This window comes from Pseudomonas sp. NPDC089743 (genome assembly GCF_044748785.1).
Taxonomy (GTDB): Bacteria; Pseudomonadota; Gammaproteobacteria; order Pseudomonadales; family Pseudomonadaceae; genus Aquipseudomonas; species Aquipseudomonas putida_X.
Genome location: NZ_JBIVGS010000009.1, coordinates 21,669 through 43,117, shown reverse-complemented (window position 1 = coordinate 43,117; position 21,449 = coordinate 21,669). Strand labels below are relative to the sequence as shown.

16 protein-coding genes are annotated in these 21,449 nt (G+C 63.2%); 8 read left to right on the top strand and 8 right to left on the bottom strand.

Annotation, left to right across the window (positions count from 1 at the left end; all coding sequences use genetic code 11):
• The 5 genes from ACIPZC_RS17045 to gloB all read right to left on the bottom strand — a co-directional run bounded on the left by ACIPZC_RS17045 (window position 1) and on the right by gloB (window position 7,158).
• Entirely contained in the window at window positions 1-1,074 is a 1,074-nt protein-coding gene (locus ACIPZC_RS17045) for a microcin C ABC transporter permease YejB (RefSeq protein ID WP_039603181.1), read from the bottom strand.
• A 1-nt stretch (window position 1,075) separates the two neighbouring features.
• Window positions 1,076-2,911 (bottom strand): extracellular solute-binding protein, encoded by a 1,836-nt coding sequence (locus tag ACIPZC_RS17040; RefSeq protein ID WP_400628335.1) that lies wholly within the window; start codon window positions 2,909-2,911, stop codon window positions 1,076-1,078.
• Window positions 2,908-4,737: an extracellular solute-binding protein gene (locus tag ACIPZC_RS17035; RefSeq protein WP_241807015.1), complete on the bottom strand. Its 1,830-nt coding sequence runs from the start codon at window positions 4,735-4,737 to the stop codon at window positions 2,908-2,910. The genes ACIPZC_RS17040 and ACIPZC_RS17035 overlap by 4 nt, the downstream gene beginning before the upstream one ends.
• Window positions 4,738-4,856: 119 nt before the next feature.
• A complete protein-coding gene (locus ACIPZC_RS17030; RefSeq protein ID WP_241807014.1) occupies window positions 4,857-6,278 on the bottom strand; it encodes a lytic transglycosylase domain-containing protein in 1,422 nt (473 codons plus the stop codon).
• A 100-nt stretch (window positions 6,279-6,378) separates the two neighbouring features.
• The gene (gene gloB, locus ACIPZC_RS17025; RefSeq protein ID WP_400628332.1) at window positions 6,379-7,158 is read right to left on the bottom strand and encodes a hydroxyacylglutathione hydrolase; all 780 of its coding nucleotides are present in this window, start codon (window positions 7,156-7,158) and stop codon (window positions 6,379-6,381) included.
• Between the two features lie 86 nt (window positions 7,159-7,244).
• Between gloB and ACIPZC_RS17020 the strand changes: the two genes are divergently transcribed.
• The 4 genes from ACIPZC_RS17020 to ACIPZC_RS17005 all read left to right on the top strand — a co-directional run bounded on the left by ACIPZC_RS17020 (window position 7,245) and on the right by ACIPZC_RS17005 (window position 11,697).
• A complete protein-coding gene (locus tag ACIPZC_RS17020) occupies window positions 7,245-8,018 on the top strand; it encodes a class I SAM-dependent methyltransferase (RefSeq protein ID WP_241807012.1) in 774 nt (257 codons plus the stop codon).
• A 13-nt stretch (window positions 8,019-8,031) separates the two neighbouring features.
• Entirely contained in the window at window positions 8,032-8,478 is a 447-nt protein-coding gene (gene rnhA / locus ACIPZC_RS17015; RefSeq protein ID WP_012315304.1) for a ribonuclease HI, read from the top strand.
• A gap of 51 nt (window positions 8,479-8,529) precedes the next feature.
• A complete protein-coding gene (dnaQ, locus tag ACIPZC_RS17010; protein ID WP_241807011.1) occupies window positions 8,530-9,288 on the top strand; it encodes a DNA polymerase III subunit epsilon in 759 nt (252 codons plus the stop codon).
• A gap of 159 nt (window positions 9,289-9,447) precedes the next feature.
• Complete coding sequence (locus tag ACIPZC_RS17005; RefSeq protein ID WP_400628329.1) at window positions 9,448-11,697, top strand: Orn/Lys/Arg decarboxylase N-terminal domain-containing protein; 2,250 nt, start codon at window positions 9,448-9,450, stop codon at window positions 11,695-11,697.
• Here the strand turns inward: ACIPZC_RS17005 and ACIPZC_RS17000 are convergent.
• Window positions 11,681-11,899, bottom strand: a complete 219-nt coding sequence (locus ACIPZC_RS17000; RefSeq protein WP_241807009.1) for a hypothetical protein — start codon at window positions 11,897-11,899, stop codon at window positions 11,681-11,683. The genes ACIPZC_RS17005 and ACIPZC_RS17000 overlap by 17 nt on opposite strands.
• A 156-nt stretch (window positions 11,900-12,055) precedes the next feature.
• Between ACIPZC_RS17000 and ACIPZC_RS16995 the strand changes: the two genes are divergently transcribed.
• Window positions 12,056-12,616, top strand: coding sequence for an NADPH-dependent FMN reductase (locus tag ACIPZC_RS16995; protein ID WP_400628327.1), 561 nt, complete (start codon window positions 12,056-12,058; stop codon window positions 12,614-12,616).
• Window positions 12,617-12,724: 108 nt separating this feature from the next.
• Here the strand turns inward: ACIPZC_RS16995 and phnX are convergent, their stop codons facing one another.
• Entirely contained in the window at window positions 12,725-13,552 is an 828-nt protein-coding gene (phnX, locus tag ACIPZC_RS16990) for a phosphonoacetaldehyde hydrolase (protein WP_241807007.1), read from the bottom strand.
• 34 nt (window positions 13,553-13,586) lie between these two features.
• A complete protein-coding gene (locus ACIPZC_RS16985) occupies window positions 13,587-14,693 on the bottom strand; it encodes a 2-aminoethylphosphonate--pyruvate transaminase (protein ID WP_400628325.1) in 1,107 nt (368 codons plus the stop codon).
• Between the two features lie 112 nt (window positions 14,694-14,805).
• Here ACIPZC_RS16985 and ACIPZC_RS16980 point away from each other — a divergent pair, with 112 nt between their 5' ends.
• From ACIPZC_RS16980 to ACIPZC_RS16970, 3 genes are all read left to right on the top strand, one after another.
• The gene (locus ACIPZC_RS16980) at window positions 14,806-15,669 is read left to right on the top strand and encodes a LysR substrate-binding domain-containing protein (protein ID WP_241807005.1); all 864 of its coding nucleotides are present in this window, start codon (window positions 14,806-14,808) and stop codon (window positions 15,667-15,669) included.
• A gap of 38 nt (window positions 15,670-15,707) precedes the next feature.
• Window positions 15,708-16,730, top strand: a complete 1,023-nt coding sequence (locus tag ACIPZC_RS16975) for an AraC family transcriptional regulator (RefSeq protein WP_241807004.1) — start codon at window positions 15,708-15,710, stop codon at window positions 16,728-16,730.
• A 108-nt stretch (window positions 16,731-16,838) separates the two neighbouring features.
• Window positions 16,839-21,332, top strand: a complete 4,494-nt coding sequence (locus tag ACIPZC_RS16970) for an NEL-type E3 ubiquitin ligase domain-containing protein (RefSeq protein ID WP_400628322.1) — start codon at window positions 16,839-16,841, stop codon at window positions 21,330-21,332.
• Window positions 21,333-21,449: the final 117 nt, after the last annotated feature.

Here is a 21,449-nt window from a genome sequence, read left to right as displayed (position 1 = left end):
TCAGTGCTCCCGGCTGGCGAAGTCGATGCGCGGATCGACCAGGGTGTAGGTGAGGTCGCCGATCAGTTTCACCACCAGCCCGAGCAGGGTGAAGATGAACAGGGTGCCGAACACCACCGGGTAGTCGCGGTTGATGGCCGCTTCGAAACTCATCAGGCCCAGGCCATCGAGGGAGAAGATCACCTCGATCAGCAGGGAACCGGTGAAGAAGATGCCGATGAACGCCGAAGGGAAGCCTGCGATCACCAGCAGCATGGCATTGCGGAACACGTGGCCGTAGAGCACCCGTGAGCGGCTCAGGCCTTTGGCTTTGGCGGTGACCACGTACTGCTTGTTGATCTCGTCGAGAAAGCTGTTCTTGGTCAGCAGGGTCATGGTGGCGAAGTTGCCGATCACCAAGGCGGTGATCGGTAGCACCAGGTGCCAGAAGTAGTCGAGCACCTTGCCGGTCGTGGACAGCTCGTCGAAGTTGTTCGAGGTCAGGCCGCGCAGCGGGAACCAGTCGAAGTAGCTGCCGCCGGCGAACAGCACGATCAGCAGGATGGCGAACAGAAACGCCGGGATGGCATAGCCGACGATGATCGCTGAGCTGGTCCAGACGTCGAAGTGGCTACCGTGGCGCACCGCCTTGGCAATGCCCAGGGGGATCGACACCAGGTACATGATCAAGGTGCTCCACAGCCCGAGCGAAATCGACACTGGCATCTTTTCGGCGATCAGGTCGATGACTTTGGCGTCGCGAAAGAAGCTCTCGCCGAAGTCCAGTTGGGCGTAGTTCTTGACCATTATCCATAAACGCTCGGGGGGCGACTTGTCGAAGCCGTACATGCGCTCGATTTCCGCGATCAGCGCCGGGTCAAGGCCCTGGGCGCCGCGGTAGTTGGAGCCGGCCACGGAGACCTCGGCGCCACCGCCGGCGATCCGGCTGGTGGCGCCCTCGAAGCCTTCGAGCTTGGCGATCATCTGTTCGACCGGGCCGCCGGGGGCGGCTTGGACGATGATGAAGTTGATGACCAGGATGCCGAACAGGGTCGGGATGATCAGCAGCAGACGACGCAGGATGTAGGCCAGCATGTCAGTTGGCCTCTTGAGCGGGCGTTTCGGACACGGCTGGCGTCACGTCAGGCTTGATCCACCAGGTGTCGATGCCGATGTCGTACTTGGGCGAAACATCGGGGTGGCCGATGTGGTTCCAGTAGGCCACGCGCCAGGTCTTGATGTGCCAGTTGGGGATCACGTAGTAGCCCCATAGCAGCACCCGGTCCAGGGCGCGGGAGTGGTCGATCAGGCTTTGCCGGGAGTCGGCGTTGATCAGTGCTTCGACCAGCTGGTCGATGGCCGGGTCACGCAGGCCGATGAAGTTGCGGCTGCCGGGGTTGTCAGCCGCCGCACTGGACCAGAACTCGCGCTGCTCGTTGCCTGGGGAGTTGGACTGCGCAAAGCCACTGACGATCATGTCGAAGTCACGTGAGCGCAGGCGGGTGATGTATTGCGAGACGTCGACGCGGCGGATGTTCAAGTCGATGCCAAGGTCGGCCAGGTTGCGTTTGAACGGCAGCAGGATGCGCTCGAACTCGGTTTGGGCCAGCAGAAACTCGATGGTCACCGGTTTGCCGTTCTTGTCGACCATCTTGTCGTCGACGATCTTCCAGCCAGCGTCCATCAGCAATTTGTAAGCCTGGCGTTGCTGTTCGCGGATCATGCCGCTGCCGTCGGTGACCGGGTTGTGGAAGACCTCGCTGAACACCTGTTCGGGAATCTTGCCGCGCAGCGGCTCGAGTATCTTCAGCTCGGCAGGCGAGGGCAGGCCTCGGGCGGCCATTTCGGAGTTTTCGAAGTAGCTGCCGGTGCGGGTGTAGGCGCCGTTGAACAACTGCTTGTTGGTCCACTCGAAGTCCAGCAGCAGGCTCAGCGCCTGGCGCACGCGGATGTCCTGGAACACCGGTTTACGCAGGTTGAAAATGAACCCTTGCATGCCGGTGGGGTTACCGTTGGGCAATTCTTCCTTGATCAGGCGGCCATCGCGTACAGCGGGAACGTTGTAGGCGGTGGCCCAGTTTTTCGCGCTGGTTTCCAGGCCATAGTCGAACTGGCCAGCCTTGAGTGCTTCCAGCGCGACGGTGTTGTCGCGGTAGGAGTCGAAGGTCATGGCGTCGAAGTTGAACTGGCCGCGGTTGAGCGGCAGGTCCTTGGCCCAGTAGTCCTTGACCCGCTCGTAGCGGATCGAGCGACCGGGCTTGACCTCGGTGATCTTGTACGGGCCGCTGCCGAGCGGGATTTCCAGGTTGCCGCGGTTGAATTCGCGGCCTTCGTACCAGTGCTTGGGCAGTACCGGCAACTGGCCAAGGATCAGCGGCAACTCGCGGTTGTTCTTGTGCTTGAACCTGAACAGCACACGCAGCGGGTCTTCGGCGACGACTTCGGCGACATCGCCATAGTACTGGCGGTACAGCGGTGCGCCGTCCTTGATCAGGGCGTTGAAGGTGAATACCACGTCTTCGGCGCGCATCGGGTGGCCGTCGTGGAAGCGTGCCTCGGGGCGCAGGTAGAAGCGCACCCAGCTGTTGTCCGGGGCCTTTTCGATCTTGCCGGCAACCAGGCCGTACTCGGTAAAGGGCTCGTCCAGGCTCTGGCGCATCAAAGTGTCGTAGATGGCACCGACGTTTTCGGCGGCCACGCCTTTGTTGATGAAGGGGTTGAGGCTGTCGAAACCACCGAAGCTGGACTGGCGGAAGGTGCCGCCCTTGGGCGCGTCGGGGTTGACGTAGTCGAAGTGCTTGAAGTCGGCCGGGTATTTCGGCGCTTCATCATAAAGGGTCAGTGCGTGTTGCGGCGCGGCCATGGCCGGCAGGCTCAGACAGGCAAGCAGCAGGCTGCCTGCCAGTTGGCGCAGGCGGTACGTTGGCATCATTGGGCTTTCTCCGAAGTCTTTAGCCACCAGGTATTCAGCCCGAGGGTATAGGGCGGTGTGGTGACGAAACCGAACCGGTTGCGGTAGGCCAGGCGGTGATTGTCGAGATACCAGTTGGGGATCATGTAGTACTGCCAGGAAAGCACGCGGTCCAGGGCGCGGGCGGCGGCGACCTGGTCATCGCGGGTGCGTGCGGCGAGCAGGGTGTCGAGCAGGTGATCGACCACAGGATCCCTGACCCCCGCGTAATTCTTGCTGCCCTTGGTCGCAGCCTGGCTGGAATGGAAGTACAGCCACTGTTCCAGGCCGGGGCTCAAGGTCTGGCTCAGGGTCATCAGAATCATGTCGAAGTCGAACTGATCCAGGCGTTGTTTGTACTGGGCACGGTCCACGGTGCGCAAGCGCGCATCGATGCCGATGCTCGCCAGGTTTTCGACATAGGGCTGCAAGATGCGTTCGAGGTTGGGGTTCACCAGCAGCAGTTCCATGCGCAGCTGCTGCCCGTGTGCGTCGACCAGGCGCTGGCCGTCGAGCTTCCAGCCGGCGTCGCCGAGCAGGCTCAGCGCCTGGCGCAGGGTCTGGCGGTTGATGCCGCGGCCCTCGGTGTGGCTGACCTGATAGGGTTGGGTGAACAGCTTTTGCGGCAATTGGTCACGGAACGGCGCCAGCAGCAGCCACTCCTTGCCCGTGGGCAAGCCGCTGGCGGCAAACTCGCTATTGGGGTAGTAGCTGGTCGAGCGGCGGTAGGCGCTGCTGAAAAGGGCGCGGTTGGTCCACTGGAAGTCGAGCATCAGGCCCAGCGCCTGGCGTACCCTGGCGTCGCTGAAGGTGGGCCGGCGGGTGTTCATGAACAACCCCTGGGTCTGGGTCGGGATGCGGTGCGGGATCTGGGCCTTTATCACCTCGCCACGGCGCAGTGCCGGGAAGTTGTAGCCGTTGGCCCAGTTCTTTGCCTGATGCTCGATATAGATGTCGAATTCGCCGGCCTTGAAGGCTTCGAAGGCGACTGTGGCGTCCCGATAGAACTCGTATTCGACGCGGTTGAAGTTGTACTTGCCGCGGTTCACCGCAAGGTCCTTGCCCCAGTAATTCTTCACCCGCTCGAACACCAGGCGCCTGCCGGGCTGCACCTGGGTGATGCGGTAGGGGCCACTGCCCAGAGGCGGCTCGAAGGTGGTGGCCTTGAAATCGCGGCCTTGCCAGTAGTGTTTGGGCAGCACCGGCATCTCGCCCAGGCGCAGGATCAGCAGCGGGTTGCCAGCGCGCTTGAATACGAAGCGGATGCGCAACGGGCCCAGGATATCCACGCGCTGCACTTCCTGCAGATTGGTGCGGTAGATCGGGTGGCCGCCTTTTAGCAGCGTGTAATAAGAGAAGGCGACGTCGGCCGAGGTGATCGGTTTGCCGTCATGCCAGCGCGCTTGCGGGCGCAGGTTGAACACCACCCAGCTACGGTCCTCGCTGTACTCCACCGAGCGGGCGATGAGGCCGTAACTGGACGTGGGTTCGTCGCCGGAAGGGTCGTACATGCCGGTGCCGACCATCAGCGTTTCGTTGAGCTCGTTGACCCCGTACTGCAGGAAGTTCGGCGTTGTGACTGGGCTTGAACCCTTGAAGGTATAGGCGTTGAGCGTATCGAACGTACCCAATGCCATAGCGCGCAAGGTGCCGCCCTTGGGCGCTTGCGGGTTGACCCAGTCGAAATGGGTGAATGTCGCTGGGTACTTGAGCGTGCCGAACTGCGCGTATCCGTGGCTTTCGCTCACCATCGCGGCTGCGGGAAAGCTCAAGGCCAGGCTGAGTGACAGCAGGAGGGGACGTATCAAGTCGGCATCCGATCCAGAGGCGTTGGGCTTTGGTCGGGCTACAGTAACAGCTTGGCGGGGTTGGAAAAAGGGTGTGGCTGGAAGGAGATCGAGGGGCTGCCAAGCAGCCCCGATTCAGATCAATGCCCCAGGTAGACGGTCAAGGTCTGGCCTGGCTTGAGGGCATGCCCGCTGCGCGGATTCCAGCGCTTGAGGTGCTTCATCTCGACGTTGAACCGTTTCGCCACCAGATACAGTGAGTCGCCTTTGCGGACCTTGTACTTAGTCGAGCGCTTGGAGGATGCCGCCACCCGGTTGCCCGCCGCACTACCGCCACGCAACGCCAGCACCTGGCCGGCCTTTACCCGGCTACCCGAGAGCTTGTTCCAGCGCTGGATATCCTTGACCGAAACCCGGTTGGCCCTTGCGATGGTGCTCAGGCTGTCGCCGCGCTTCACGCGGTAGCTGCGGGCGCTGGCAGGTGCCTTGGCTTCAGCCACGGCGCGAGCGAACACGGCCTTGTTCGGCTGCAGGCTGATCAGTTGTTCAGGCTTGAGGTTGGACAGGCTGTCGGAGAGCAGTTGCGCCTTGGCCGTCGGCACCAGCAATTGCTTGGGCCCATCCACGGTCATGCGCTTCTTGAAGGCCGGGTTGAGCTGGATCAGTTCGTCTTCGTCTATGTTGGCGAAGGCGGCAACCCGCGACAGGTCCAGGCGGTCCTTGATGGCGACGGCTTCGAAGTAGGGCTCGTTGGCGATCGGGTTGAGATTCACGCCGTAGGCTTCGGGGGTCAGCACCACCTGCGACAGGGCCAGCAGTTTGGGCACGTAGTCGCGTGTTTCCTGCGGCAGGGGCAGGTTCCAGTAATCGGTTGGCAGGCCGAGTTTCTCGTTGCGCTCGATCGCCCGGCTGACGGTGCCTTCGCCGGCATTGTAGGCGGCCAGCGCCAGCAGCCAGTCGCCATTGAACATGTCGTGCAGGCGGCTCAGGTAGTCCAGTGCGGCATTGGTCGATGCGGTGATGTCGCGGCGACCATCGTAGAAATTGGTCTGGCGCAGGTTGAAGTGGCGCCCGGTGGAGGGGATGAACTGCCACATGCCTGCGGCATGGGCGCGCGAGTAGGCCATGGGGTTGTAGGCGCTTTCGATCGCCGGCAACAGGGCCAGCTCCAGCGGCATGTCGCGTTCTTCCAGGCGCTCGACGATGTAGTGCAGGTACAGGCTGCCACGCTCACCGGCGTTTTCCAGGAACGAAGGGTTGCTGGCAAACCACAGCCGCTGCTGCTCGATGCGCGGGTTGACGTCGATGGTGTCTTGCAGGGCGAAGCCCTGGCGCATGCGCTCCCACACATCCTGGGGCGCCTGCTCGGCCGGTTTGACCGCGAGGGGAGCGGGTTTGTGTTTGATCCGCGCCTGGTAGCTGTGCGCGCGAACGCTATCGGATTCGTCGAGCTGACGGGTGCTCTGGCAGCCCACCAGGGTGGCGGCCAGCGCCAGCGCACTGATTTGGGCCAGGCGCGTCAGGGCGACTGAATGAGCGGTTCTGCGGCTTGGGGAAGACATCGGCGGGGACGGGTATCCGGGCAAAAAATTTCGGCGATTCTAGAAACCGCATCCCGCCGGGTCAACCTTGCAGCGCATGTTGCGATATATCTTCAGGTTATCAGAAGGTGTCCTTCCAAGACCTCAAGGCAGCAAAAACAGCGACATGCGTGGTGTTTGAATGTCCCTTCCATTCGTCAGCTTTTTGTTTAACTAATGTTTCAGCGGTACGTAAAAACGGGTTGGTCAGCCGTTCCAGGCCGATGGTTGATGGCAATGTGATGCGATTGTCGGCCCGCAGCCGGCTAACATCATCGAAACGCTGCAGAACGTGCGGATTTTGCGGCTCGACAGCCTTGGCGAAGCGCAAGTTGCTCAGGGTGTACTCGTGGGCGCAGTACACCTCGGTACGCTCCGGCAGCGCGGCCAACCTGGCGAGGGCGGGCTGCATCTGCTCCGGCGTGCCCTCGAACATCCGTCCGCAGCCGGCGGCGAACAGCGTGTCGCCGCTGAACAGCACCGGCGTCGCGGGCTGGTCGCTGAAGAAGGCAATATGGCCCAGCGTATGCCCCGGCACTGCCAGGACCTGGAAGGTCACGCCCAGCACGGTCACCTTGTCACCCTCGTCCAATGCAAGGTCGCGGCACGGGATGCGCTCGTTGGCGGGGCCGCAGACGCGCGCTCCGGTCAGCGCTTTCAGCTGCTCGACTCCGCCGACGTGGTCATTGTGGTGGTGGGTGACCAGGATATCCTCCAGCAGCCAGTCAGGATGGGCGGCCAGCCAGGCCTGCACCGGTCCGGCATCGCCAGGATCGACCACCGCGCAGCGGCGTTTGGCAGTATCCTGTAACAACCAGATGTAGTTGTCGGAGAAAGCGGGGAGCGCATCGATCTGTATCATGGTGTGGATCCGTATCGCCAAGCGTGGCACATGAGGGCATCTTAGCCGCGATGGCGCGGTGCGAGAACCTTCGAGGGAGAGCGCAAATGACCGACCAACCCTTTGCCCAGGCCGACCCGGCCTGGGTCGAGCTGATCAGCCTGGCCCGTGACTGGTTCCACGGCCCGCTCGGCCAGCTGATGCTCAAAGAAGAGGAAAAATTGCTGGAGGAGGAGCTCGGGCGCTTCTTCGGTGGTTACCTGGTGCATTATGGCCCCTGCGCCGAGGCACCGCCCAGCGCCCCTCAGGTCCAGCGCAACGTGCGCCTGGGCGCGCCGTTGCCGGGGGTGGAGATCGTCTGTGAAGAGCAGGCCTGGCCCTTGAGCGAGCACGCCGCCGACGTGGTGGTGCTGCAACACGGCCTGGACTTCTGCCTGTCGCCCCATGGTTTGCTGCGCGAGGCCGCCAGTGCCGTACGCCCCGGTGGGCATCTGCTGATCGTCGGTATCAACCCCTGGAGCAGCTGGGGCATACGCCACTTCTTCAGCCATGGCGCGCTGCGCAAGGCCCGCTGCATCTCGCCGTCACGGGTGGGTGACTGGCTCAACCTGCTGGGCTTCGCGCTGGAGAAACGCCGCTTCGGGTGCTATCGTCCGCCGCTTGCCTCACCGGCTTGGCAACAACGCCTGGCGGGCTGGGAACGGGTGGCGGGCGGTTGGCAGAGCTCCGGTGGCGGGGTTTACCTGCTGGTAGCGCGCAAGATGGTGGTCGGCCTGAGGCCGCTGCGCCAGGAGCGCCGCGAGCCGATGGGCAAGCTGCTGCCTTTGCCCCTGGCCAAGGTCAACCGCACCGCGGTCAGCCCGGATACCGAAAAGCACTGAACATGAGTGGTACATGAGCGATAGCGTCGAGTTGTATACCGATGGTGCCTGCAAGGGCAACCCTGGCCCTGGTGGCTGGGGCGTCCTGTTGATCTACAAGGGCGTCGAAAAGGAGCTGTGGGGCGGCGAGCGCGAAACCACCAACAACCGCATGGAACTGATGGCCGCGATCCAGGGCTTGATGGCGCTCAAGCGCGAATGCGAGGTGGTGTTGACCACCGACTCGCAGTACGTGATGAAGGGCATCAACGAGTGGATGGTCAACTGGAAGAAGCGCGGCTGGAAGACGGCCGCGAAAGAGCCCGTGAAGAACGCCGACCTGTGGCAGCAGCTCGACGAGCAGGTCAACCGCCACAAGGTCACCTGGAAGTGGGTGCGCGGGCACATCGGCCACCCCGGCAACGAGCGCGCTGACCAGTTGGCCAACCGTGGCGTCGACGAGGTGCGCGCCAAACGTTGAGCTGGGGTACAATCCTCGGCTTTGTAACTGATGCAAGTTGGAGCGCCCCGCGTGGAGCAGCAGCAAGATAAACGCCTGGTCATTCTCGATACCGAAACCACCGGCATGCCGGTCAGTGAAGGCCACCGGATCATCGAGATCGGCTGCGTCGAGGTCATTGGCCGGCGCCTGACCGGTCGCCACTTCCACGTCTATCTGCAACCGGACCGCGAGAGTGACGAGGGCGCGATCAACGTCCACGGCATCACCGACGCTTTTTTGGTCGGCAAGCCGCGCTTCGGCGATGTAGCCGAGGAATTCTTCGAATTCATTCAGGGTGCCACGCTGGTCATCCATAACGCCGCGTTCGACGTCGGTTTCATCAATAACGAGTTCGCCCTGCTCGGCCAGCGTGACCGTGCCGACATCTCGCAGCATTGCACCATCCTCGACACCCTGCTGCTGGCCCGCGCCCGGCACCCGGGGCAGCGCAACAGCCTCGACGCGTTGTGCAAGCGTTACGACATCGACAACTCCGGCCGTGAACTGCACGGCGCGTTGCTTGACTCGGAGTTGTTGGCCGACGTCTACCTGGCGATGACCGGTGGCCAGACCAGCCTTTCGCTGGCTGGCAATGGGGCTGACGGTGACGCTGAAGGGCAGGGCAGTGGTGGCAGCGAGATCCGCCGGATCACCGGGCGTGCGCCTGGGCGGGTGATCATGGCCAGTGCCGAGGAGCTGGAGGCGCATGCAGAGCGGTTGGCGGCGATCGCCAAATCGGCGGGCGGGCCGTCGATGTGGCAGGCATTGACCGAAACGCCAGCCGGTTGATGCTCGGCCTGCCATGGCCTTGTCGCCGGTAAGCCCACAGGCTCTTTACTGAACTGCAGGCCCGTACAGGAAACGGCGTGCCTGCGACAGGGCCGCACTGACAACACCAGGCTCTACTACCCTGTGAGAGACGCTCTGTCCTTCGGAGGTAGCAGCCTGATGTACAAGGACCTCAAGTTCCCCATCCTCATCGTCCACCGCGCCATCAAGGCCGACAGCGTAGCCGGCGAGCGCGTGCGGGGGATTGCCGAGGAACTGCGCCAGGACGGCTTCGCCATTCTTGCCGCCGCAGACAATGCCGAAGCGCGCCTGGTCGCTGCCACTCATCATGGGCTGGCCTGCATGCTGATCGCCGCCGAAGGCGTTGGCGAAAACACCCACCTGCTGCAGAACATGGCCGAATTGATCCGCCTGGCCCGCCAGCGTGCGCCTGACCTGCCAATCTTCGCCCTGGGCGAACAGGTCACCTTGGAGAACGCTCCCGCTGAAGCGATGAGCGAGCTCAACCAGCTGCGCGGCATCCTTTACCTGTTCGAGGACACCGTGCCATTCCTCGCCCGCCAGGTAGCACGTGCTGCCCACAACTACCTCGACGGCTTGCTGCCGCCGTTCTTCAAGGCCCTGGTACAGCACACTGCGCAGTCCAATTATTCCTGGCACACGCCCGGCCATGGCGGTGGCGTGGCCTATCGCAAAAGCCCGGTGGGCCAAGCTTTCCATCAATTCTTCGGCGAAAATACCCTGCGTTCGGACTTGTCCGTCTCGGTGCCAGAACTGGGCTCGCTGCTCGATCACACGGGGCCTTTGGCAGCGGCTGAAGCCAGGGCGGCGCGCAATTTTCGCGCCGACCATACCTTCTTCGTGATCAATGGCACCTCCACCGCCAACAAGATCGTCTGGCATGCCATGGTCGGCCGTGATGACCTGGTGCTGGTCGACCGTAACTGCCACAAGTCGGTGGTCCACGCCATCATCATGACGGGCGCCATTCCCATTTACCTGTCCCCGGAGCGCAACGAGCTTGGCATCATCGGGCCGATCCCGCTCAGCGAATTCAGCGCTGAGTCGATCCAGGCCAAGGTGCGCGCCAACCCTTTGGCCAAAGGGCGCGAACCACGCATCAAACTGGCGGTGGTGACCAATTCAACCTATGACGGGCTGTGCTACCACGCCGGGCTGATCAAGCAGGCTCTGGGTAGCAACGCCGAGGTGCTGCACTTCGATGAAGCCTGGTTCGCCTACGCCGCGTTCCATGAGTTCTTCACCGGGCGCTATGCGATGGGTACGGCCTGCACCGAGGGCAGCCCGTTGGTGTTCAGCACGCACTCCACGCACAAACTGCTGGCTGCCTTCAGCCAGGCGTCGATGATCCACGTGCAGGACGGCGCCCAGCGCCAGCTGGACCGTGATCGCTTCAATGAAGCCTTCATGATGCATATCTCCACCTCACCGCAATACAGCATCCTCGCTTCTCTGGATGTGGCTTCGACCATGATGGAGGGGCCTGCAGGGCGCTCGCTGCTGCAAGAGATGTTTGACGAGGCACTGAGCTTTCGTCGCGCCCTGGCCAACTTGCATGCACATATGCCTGCCCCCGATTGGTGGTTCAGCATCTGGCAGCCGCCGGGGGCTGAGGGTATCGACCAGCTCGCGGCGCAGGACTGGCTGCTGCAACCCGGCGCGCAGTGGCATGGCTTTGGCGAACTGGCGGGCGATTATGTGTTGCTCGACCCGCTGAAGGTCACCTTGGTGATGCCGGGGTTGCGAGCCGACGGTGTGTTGGACGAGCAGGGCATCCCGGCGGCAGTGGTCAGCAAGTTTCTATGGGAGCGCGGGTTGGTGGTGGAGAAGACCGGCCTTTACAGCTTCCTGGTGCTGTTCTCGATGGGCATCACCAAGGGCAAGTGGAGCACATTGCTGACCGAGTTGCTGGAGTTCAAACGCCATCACGATGGCAATACCCCGCTAAGCCAGTGCCTGCCGAGCATCGTTGCAGTCGACACGGCACGCTACCACGGCCTCGGGCTGCGCGACCTGTGCCGCCAGCTGCATGAATGCTATCGGGTCAATGCCACGGCCAAGCAGCTCAAAGGCTTGTTCGGACGCCTGCCGGAAGTCGCCCTCAGCCCTGCCCAAGCCTACGACCATATGGTGCGCGGTGAGGTGGAAGCGGTACCGATCGAGGCATTGCTCGGCCGCGTCTCGGCAGTCATGCTGGTGCCATACCCGCCGGGCATCCCCCTGATCATGCCGGGGGAACGGTTCACCGAAGCGACCCGCCCGATCCTCGACTACCTGGCGTTTGCCCGGGCCTTCAACAGCGATTTTCCCGGTTTCGTCGCCGATGTTCACGGCCTGCAGAATGAGTCGGGAAGCTATACGGTCGATTGCGTCAAGGAATGCGAATGATCTCGACGCCCGTCTGGACCAGTTCAAAGCGGTCTTCACCCAAGTGGTTGACGCGATCGCCGATGGCCAAGCGATAGGTGGTAACCGGCGCGCCCAGTGCGCTGCCGTCGGCCTGCAGGGTGGACTCTTGGAACTCGTGGACGGGGTAGATACGGCCTTCGGCGTCACGGGCGTGGAATTGGCCGACCATTACTGCTGCCATTTAGGTGAAAACCTCTGAATTACGTGGGAAATGTCTGCAGGAATAGACCGTGGATGGTACCTGGAAGTTTTCTGCCGGAGGAAAAAAACCTTAGCGCCGGGCGATGGTCATCTATAACTACAACGTCTCTTACCCCAGCAAAGGTTGAAAATCGCCATGAGCCAGGTGTATTCGGTAGCGGTCGTCGTCGGCAGCTTGCGCAAGGAATCGTACAACCGCAAGGTGGCCCGTGCCCTTTCAGAGCTGGCACCGTCCAGTCTCGCCCTGAAAATCGTCGAAATCGGCGATCTGCCCATGTACAACGAGGATGTCGAGGCTGCGGGTGTGCCTGAGCCATGGAAGCGCTTTCGCGATGAGATCCGGCGCAGCGACGCGGTGCTGTTCGTCACTCCGGAGTACAACCGCTCCATACCGGGCTGCCTGAAAAATGCCATCGATGTGGGTTCGCGTCCCTATGGGCAAAGCGCCTGGAGTGGCAAACCTGCGGCAGTGGTGAGCGTGTCGCCCGGGGCCATTGGCGGGTTCGGCGCCAACCATGCCGTGCGGCAGTCGCTGGTGTTTCTCGACATGCCCTGCATGCAGATGCCCGAAGCTTATATCGGTGGGGCGGCCAGCCTCTTCGAGGACAGTGGCAAGCTCAATGACAAGACCCGGCCCTTCCTGCAGGGCTTCATCGACAAGTTCTCCTCCTGGGTGAAGCTGAACAGGGCAGTCTGAGCCGGCCCTGTCGGCGGCACGCCGGCTCTCACAGATACCCCATCGTTGATGAAACAGCGGGGCCGTCATGGGAGCCGGGGCGCCGACGAAAGCAGCAACGAACACCGGTCAGAACGTCTGCGGCATCTCCCCCTTGGCCAACCGCCGGTTGATATCGGCGACCACCTCGGGCAGGTCATTGATGGTATCGATCAGGTAGTGCGGGCGTGACGCTGCGAACAGCGCATGAATTCGCTTGCGTTCACTTTCCAGCTTCTCGGCGCTCAGCGCTTGGTAACCTTCCCAGGTCAGCCCGAGCGCGTTGCCCGAGCACACCAGTGCCACGGTCCACATGCCGGCACGGCGGCCTTCGAGGATGCCCGGCACGGTGTCGTCGACCTTGACGCAGGCCGCCACATCATCAATGCCCAAGGCAATCACATTGGCCAGTGCCTGTGCCGGCCAGGGGCGGCCATTGGGGGTTTCGTCGGTGGCCACCACATGGTCGGCGACATAGCCGTTGCGTGCCGCCAGTTCGACGACCTTGTCCATCACCACTTTCGGGTAGCCCGAGCAGGAGCCGATTTTCAAGCCGTCCTGGCGCAGGCCGGTGAGGGTGTCCAGAGCGCCGGGGATCAGCGCTGAATGCACGGCGATCTTCTCGATCTGCAGCGGCATGAAGCGGTTATAGATGGCGGTGACGTCATCGTCGGTCGGCGTGCGGCCGAACACGTTGCGATAGCGCTCGGCAATTTCCGGCACGTCACACAGCGTGCGAATGTGGTCCCACTTGCCCATGCCCATGGGGCCGCGCGCTTCCTCGATGGACACCTGCACGTCGAACTCGGCAAAGGCTTCGACAAAGATCTGTGTGGGAGCGAACGAGCCGAAATCGACCACGGTACCGGCCCAGTCGAGGATCGCGGCTTGCAGCTGGGTGGGGTTGTTGTAGTTCATGTGCGCTAATTCCTGAATTGGGGTGGGCAAAGGGTCAGATGTCCAGCACTTCCATTTCCCGCAGCACGTCGGCCACGGCATTCACGGCGGCCTGCATGCCATCGGCACCGACCACGCCGATGCAGCCGACGCGGAAGGTTTCGACCTCGGTCAGCTTGCCCGGGTAGAGGATGAAGCCCTTGGCTTTGACCCGCTCGTAGAAGTCCTTGAACTGGTAGCGGGCATCGTTCGGTGCGTGGAACGTGACGATGATCGGCGCCTGGATGTCGGCGGGCAGGAAGCTGCGCAGGCCGATGGCAGCCATGCCGTCGAGCAGGGTCTTGCAGTTGTCGGCGTAGCGTCGGTGGCGCGCCGGCAGGCCGCCTTCCTCGTTGTATTGCTGCAGGGCTTCGTGCAGGGCCGCGACCACATGAGTGGGCGGGGTAAACCGCCATTGGCCGGTCTTGGCCATGTAGGCGTGCTGGTCGTGCAGGTCCATGGCCAGCGAATGGGCATTGCCCTCGGCAGCGGCCAGGGCGGCTTTTTCGGCGAAGACGAAGCCCATGCCAGGTACGCCTTCCAGGCACTTGCCGGAGGCGGCGATCAGCGCTTCGAAAGGAATTTCGCGGGCATCGATGGGCAGCGCGCCGAACGAGCTCATGGCATCGATGATCAGGCGCTTGCCGTGGCGTTGGATCACCTGGGCGATCTCAGGCAGCGGGTTGAGGATGCCGGTGCTGGTTTCGCAGTGGATCAACGCCACATGGGTCACGGCGGGGTCGGCGGCCAGCAGGCGGTCGACATCGGCGGCGGTGGTCGGTTGGTCTTCGGCGGTTTCGAAGGTGCTGTAGGTGCGGCCCAGCACGTTGCAGATCTTCGCCAGGCGCTGGCCATAAGCCCCATTGATCAGCACCAGTACCTTGCCATCGCGTGGCACCAGGGTGCCGATGGCCGCTTCCACGGCAAAGGTGCCACTGCCTTGCAGGGGAACGCAGTGGTGGCTGGCGGCGCCGTCGATGATTGTCAGCAGTTGCTCGCAGACGCTGGCAGTCAGCTGGTTGAAGTCGCGGTCCCAGGAGCCCCAGTCCACCAGCATCGCTTGGCGGGTGCGCAGTGATGTGGTCAAGGGACCTGGGGTCAGCAGAATAGGGGCGTTGCTCATTCCGTTATTCCTCGCAAGCGGTGGGCTGAAACTACGAGGCCTAGGTTGCAATTCGCGCTTCCATCAATCAAATTGTTTGTTGTTATCCCAGCTATAAGTCAGGCCGATAAATATGAATCTCTTTCAGCTGCGTGCCTTCGATGCAGTGGCCCGTGAGGGCAGCTTTACCCGTGCTGCCGAGCGCCTGTTCATCAGCCAGCCGGCAGTGACCGGGCACGTCAAGGCTCTGGAGGAGCACTACCAGATCACCTTGCTGCGGCGCACGGCGCGGCGCGTGGAGTTGACCGAGGAGGGCACGCGGCTGGCGGCCATCACCCGGGCCATGTTCGGCCTGGCTGAAGAGGCACAGGCCATGCTCGAAGCCAACCGGCAACTGCTGACCGGGCGCCTGGAGGTGGCTGCCGATGGCCCGCACCGGGTCATGCCCATGCTGGCGCAGTTACGCGAGCGCTACCCCGGCATCACGGTGAATCTGCGCCTGGGTAACGCTCAGGAGACGCTGGCTGCCCTGTTGTCCGAGCATGCCGATGTGGCGGTGCTGACAGAGATCGAGCCACGCAAGGGCCTGTATCTTCAGAGCCTGTGCCAATCCCGGTTGTGTGCGTTGCTGCCAGCAGGGCATGCCTGGGCTGGGGGCGAGGGTGACCTGGCCTTGGCCGAGCTGCACCAGCAGATCATGGTGCTGCGCGAACCCAGCTCCACTACCCGGCGCACCTTCGACAAGGCCTGCGCTACAGCTGGCGTGCAGCCCCGGGTGCAGCTGGAGCTGGACAGCCGTGAGGCGGTCACTGAGGCAGTGGCATCGCAACTGGGCATCGGCGTGGTGTCGTCTACCGAAGTGGCCAACGACCCCCGGGTGGTGGCGCGACCGTTAGGCGGGCAGGGCCTGGTCAACCAGCACATGGTTGGCTGCCTGGAGCGGCGCCGTGAGTTACGCTTGATCCAGGCATTCCTGGGCCTGGCAGCCAGCCTTTGAGCCGGGCCCAGATGCCGGCATAACCTGATGGACTGCAGATGAGCGAGAAAGACACTATTTCCATGCAACTGGTGCGTGAGGCCTTGTTGCAGACTTGCCCCGCGGGTGAGCCGGATGCGGCGCTGCTGGCCCGTGCCGGTATCGACGCCGGGCAGTTGCAGGCCCCGGATGCACGGGTCAGTGCCCAGGCCTATGCCCGGCTCTGGCGGTTGCTGGCGCGGCGCTGCAACGATGAATTCTTTGCCATGGACCCGCGCGGCCTGCGCAGCGGCAGCCTGGCGTTCCTGTGCCGGGCGAGCATGGCCCAGCCAACCTTGGGCGAGGGCCTGGAAACCGCGCTGGCGTTTCTTTCGCTGATGCTCGAGGACCTGCAGCCGAGCCTGGTGCGTCAGCAGGGCCTGGCCGAGATTGTCATCAATGAGCCGCGCGACCTCCCACGGCGGGCGTTCACCTATTTCACCTTCTGGATGATCGTGCATGGCGTGGCCTGCTGGCTGGCCGGGCGACGCATTGCCATCCTGGCCATCGAGCTGCGCTGTGCCGAGCCGCCGTACTGCGACGATTACCGGGTGATGTTCTCGCAGAACCTGCAGTTCGAGCGGCCGCGCACCCGCATGATCATCAGTGCCGATTGCCTTGACGTGCCACTGCGCCGCAGCCCCGAGGACCTGCAGCGCTTTCTGGCCGAAGCGCCTGGCAACATCCTGGTCAAGTACCGTGATCCGGCCAGCCTGGCGTGGCGCATCCGCAGCGACTTGCTGCAACTGGACCCGTCCCATTGGCCGGATGCCGACGGCCTGGCACGAGATTTGTGCCTGTCGCCGTCAACCTTGCGCCGTCGACTGGCGGAGGAGGGGCAGAGCTACCAGGTACTCAAGGACAGCGTCCGGCGTGAGCTGGCCATCGCCTGGTTGAGCCAGGCCGAAGCGCCCATGGGGGAAATCGCCGAGCGCCTTGGGTTTGCCGACGGCAGTTCGTTCTACAAGGCGTTTCGCAAGTGGTTCGGGTGCAATCCCGGGCATTACCGTGCGCTGATCCTGGCTCGGGGCGCGGCAGGCTGAAAGGGCGCCACGGCGACCTCAGGCGGTGGCTACGGTGGTATTTCCTCATGCCTTGCCCAGTGCCGGTTGGCGAGCATGCCAGCCCCATCTTTCGCTCCCGGCACACCCATGACTTCCATCGCCTCGAACCCTGTTACCCGCCATGAACAAGCAACCGATGCCTTCATCGCTGCCAGGCTACCCGTCTGGCTCAAACGGGCCAGCCAGCCTCAGATCGCCGCCCTGCGCGCCAGCCTCAACGCCCACCACGCCAGCCAGGCCCGTCTGCGCGGGCTCACGTTGACCCTCGAGCCTCTGCAGCAGTTCGCCGAAAAACACCTGTCCGCAGTGCTGATCAAGCCGCTGCCCGCAGGCATGACCCTGGCAGGGCTGGAGTGGCTGCAGGTATCGCCGCGCATCGGCACACTGCCCGGAACATTCCAGCAGACTTACCGTTACTCGGCGGCTCGGCAGAATGGATTGCTCAGGCTCATGAGCAACTTCGGCCCTGACGAATCGTTTTTTCAGGGTACCGGGCTCGTCCCCCCTGGGCGGGACACTCTGTTGACCGGCACGCCCGAGCAACTGGTTGAGACGTGCCGTGCGCTGGATGTGGGCCAGCTCTACCAGACCGAGCTGCAGCGTATTTTCAGTGCCACCACCCAGGACATTCTTGCCCAGGACAAGCGTTCGGGCCTGGCACTGGCTGCGCAGGTCGCAACGCTCAAGGGTGATATCGACGAGCAGGTGCAGCAAGCCTTGCGCAAGATGGTTGAGGGGGGTGGTGCCCATCCCGACTCGGGTCTGCACGGTTACCCCGGCTTGCTGGAGATGTTGGGCCAACGCGTGGCTGACGGGCTGTTCATTCGCTTGCGCGACGGTGTGGGCAATGATCGGGGTGTGGTCGTCTACCTGCCCAGTGATCCGGTGCAGGCCCTTCGCCGCTTCGACTCCACCGAGGCGATGAACACTGCGATGGTTGCAGCCTTGCAAGAGAAGGCCTACCGGGACTATTTCCTTCAGCTCATCAGCTTGCGGCATCGGGCAAGCGTCGCAGGTGTGCTCAGCGGACGCCTCAGGGATGCAAGGCCCGATCTGGCGCTCAAGGGCGCCACTGCGCCTGGCGACCTGTTCGCCGCGCTGGCCGCGCAACAGCTGCAGCGAGTCAAGGACGATGCCAGGCTGTTACTGGTACCCACAGCAGACGCTGATACGGCTGCCGCCCGCGCTCGCCATGCGGCCTGGCATGCTGCCGGCCTTGACTTGTTCAACCTGGCTGGGCTGTTCATCCCTGTCGTCGGCGCGCTGCTGCTGGGCCAACTGGTGGCGCAGACGCTTGGCGAAGTCTTCGAGGGCGTCGAGGACTGGGTCCGGGGGCATCAGCACGAGGCTCTGGAACACATGCTGGGGGTCGCCGAGACAGTGGCTGCCACAGGGGTGACCGCCGCCGCCGTGAGTTTTCTGCGCAGCAGCTTTGTCGATGGCTTGCAGCCTGTGAACGTGGGGGGGCGGCGTGGCCTGTTGTGTTCCGATGACATCACCGCCTACGCGTCCAGCCCCGGCACCATCGCCCTGCGTGACGATGGCCTCTATGGCGATGGCAACAGGCGCTGGATGCGCAGGGGCCAGCGTTACTATGAAGTACAGCGCAGTGAGCCTGAAGCCCCATACCGCTTGCGTCATCCTGGCGTGGACAAGGCGTACGGGCCAACGGTGCTGCACAACGGCGAGCGCGGCTGGCGACTGCTGCGCGACCAGCCGCAACGCTGGAGCGACGTGCGCTGGATGCTCGACACCCTGTGGCCGCAGCATCCGGTCATTGATGCACAGCAGGCGGCGCAAGTGCTGCGGGTTGCCGGTATGGATGCCGAGGAGTTACGCGGTGTGCTGGTCGAAAACCGGCCGGCGCCTGTAAACCTGCGTGAGACGTTGCGGCGCTTCGAGGCCCATGCACGTATCGAGTCGTTCTTCACGCGCCTGGCCAGCTACTCGCTGGCCACACACGACAATGCATTGCTGGAGTGGTGCCAGGCCCGTTCCGCCAGTACCGACATCGATGTCCTGTTGCGTCAGCGCGCTGCGCTGCAGGGGCCTCTTCTCGAACAACTGAGCACGCCACCGGCTGTCGACGACGCCCTGCTGCCCTTGATAAAGCGTGACTTCGCCGGTTTGCCGCAAGCCTATGCGCAGGCACTGGCCACCCAGGCCAGCGAGGGTGAACGCTTCGTGGCGACGTCAGCTGGGCACGTGACGCTGGGGCTGGCGAACAAAGCCCGCTCCCTGCTGCGCCTGGCCAGGTTGAATCGTACGCTCGAGGGGCTTTACCTGCCCGCCAGCTATTGCAACGAAACCGGTCAACTGGCGCTCACCCTGCTTCAGGGCGAGCTGGAAAACAACGCAGGCGTGCGTTGCGAGGCGCTGAGCATCGAGTTGCGCGATACCGGCCCGCACGGGCGGCTGCTAAAGGCCGTTGGCACCGCTGTTGACCCTTTCGTGCGCAGGATCGTGGTGCGTAAAGACGGGCAGTTCCACCTTTACGATGGCTTGGGGCGCGGGTTGCCGTTCGGCCCTGGCAACCCGGCGAGCCTGTACGAAATGCTTGCCGCGGTGTTGGCGCCTGAGCATCGCGCGGCCTTGGGTATGGCCCAGGCCGACGCCGGTCCACAGCTACGCCAGCGACTGCTGGCCAGGCTTCCTGCCACGCACCGCGAGGTGGCTGAGCTCTTGCAATGGCCGGCTCAGGCTCAGTGGTTCAACCCTGGACGACGCTTGCCGGACGGGCGTGTTGGCTATCCGCTCAGTGGCCGTGCCGAGGGCGACAGCCGTTCGTTCCCTGCGCGCATTCGGGAGCGTTTGCGTCAGCTTTATCCCGGGCTGGATGAGGCGCAACTGGACCAGGAGCAGGCGCTTCTTGCAAGCGGGCAGCGGCCGGCCTATGAACGCCTCGTCGAGCTTGAGGATGACCATGATCAGTTGATTCGCCACCTCAACCGATGGAGCAGTGCTCAACTGGACGCACGGCGACGGGTACTCCGGCGGCGAGTGGCCGACGCCATTCTGCGGGCTTGGCGGTTGCAGGGGGACTGGATTTACGACGATGCGGGTACAGCAACCGGTCAGAACTTGTCCCTGAGCGGCATGTTGCTCAACAGTTTGCCGGACCTACCGGGTGTCATCGATTTCCACCGTGTAACCCGCCTGAGTCTGCAAAACTCGGCGGTCGATCTGGTGCCAGTGGACTTCTTGCGCCCATTCACTGCGCTGACCGAGCTTGACATGAGTTTCAACCGGCTGCGCAACATCCCGCTCGGGATCGCTTACCTGCCGCAACTACAGCGCTTGCGCCTGGCGCATAACCAGATCCGCTTCAACGCACAGACCGTCGGTGTGCTGCAGGCAATGACTGCCTTGTCCCATCTTGACCTGAGCTACAACCGGCTGGAGCACCTTTATCTGGACTTCAACCATTTCTCGGCAATGACTCATCTGAACCTGCGCCACTGCCGGCTGGGTGCGTGGCCCAGCCGGCTCGAGCTGTGCGGCCTGCTGGTGCACTGCGACCTGAGCGACAACCAGTTGCGCGAACCACCGGAGGCGTTGCTGGCAATGCCTCATGCCTGGCGCCGCGGGCTGGTCGTCGACCGTAACCCGCTAAGGCGGGCGCAATTGCAACGGTTGTACGTGCTGGACCCCATCGAGGAACACGGACATTTGCCAGAATCGATGGCAAGGGTCGACTTGCCCCATGCCCGAGCCTTGTGGCTGGGGCATGTCGCCGAAACCGATCAAGCAGCGCGCGGGTTGCTGTGGGACGGCCTTGCGGCCGAACCGGGCAGCGCGAGCTTCTTCCGTATTCTGGCATGGCTGGAGCATACGGCTGATTATGCCCCGGCCATTGCTGATGGCGGCCGGGATGCGCTTGCGCGGGATGTATGGGCCGCGTTGCAGGCGGTCGAGAGCAACCCGGCGTTGCGCATACGCGTTTTTGAAGTGGCCAGCCAACCGGTTTCGTGCTCGGATATGGTCCGTGACATTTTCAGTGATATTCATGTGAGGGTCTTGCTGGCCCAGGCTGAGACCGATGCGCGAGACCCGACGCAGCGGGGACGATTGATGGCATTCGGCCGGCAACTATTTCGGCTTGACCTGGTATGGCAGCAGGCCAGCCGGGCGATCATGCGCCTGGGCGCCGAGGGTGAACACGTGGGGCGTTCAGCCTTGTCGTTGGCATACCGGGTGCGTTTGCGCGAGCGCCTTGATTTGCCGGGCCAACCACGAGCGATGCGCTACCCGGACTCAGCCGGGGTGAGCGATGAGCAAGTCAATGACGTGCTTGCCGCTGTGCTCGCCAGTGAAACGATGGAGGCGCTGAGCCAAAGCCTGTTGAGCCGACTGTTCTGGCAAACCTGCCTTCGTGAACAGCACCGGCCGTTGTTCGAAGCGCTCAATGCCGACTATCTCCAGCGCAGGGCAAACTTGCGCGTTGTCCGGCCACCCATCCCGGCCGATCAGCTGCGTTCGCAGCTCGCTGATCTGGACGACCAGGAACAGCGCGATTCAGAACGGCTGCTGGCAGGCTTGACCGAGTCTTACTTGCATGGGCTGGGCCGTGGAGACGGCTGACGTCCAAGGCGGCCAAACCAGTCATCCAGATTGACAGCTTTGGCCATTGCCGCCTTGCTTGAGCGGCGCGAACATCGTCGGACCGATGGTTAACACCAAAAACAAGAAACCAGGAGT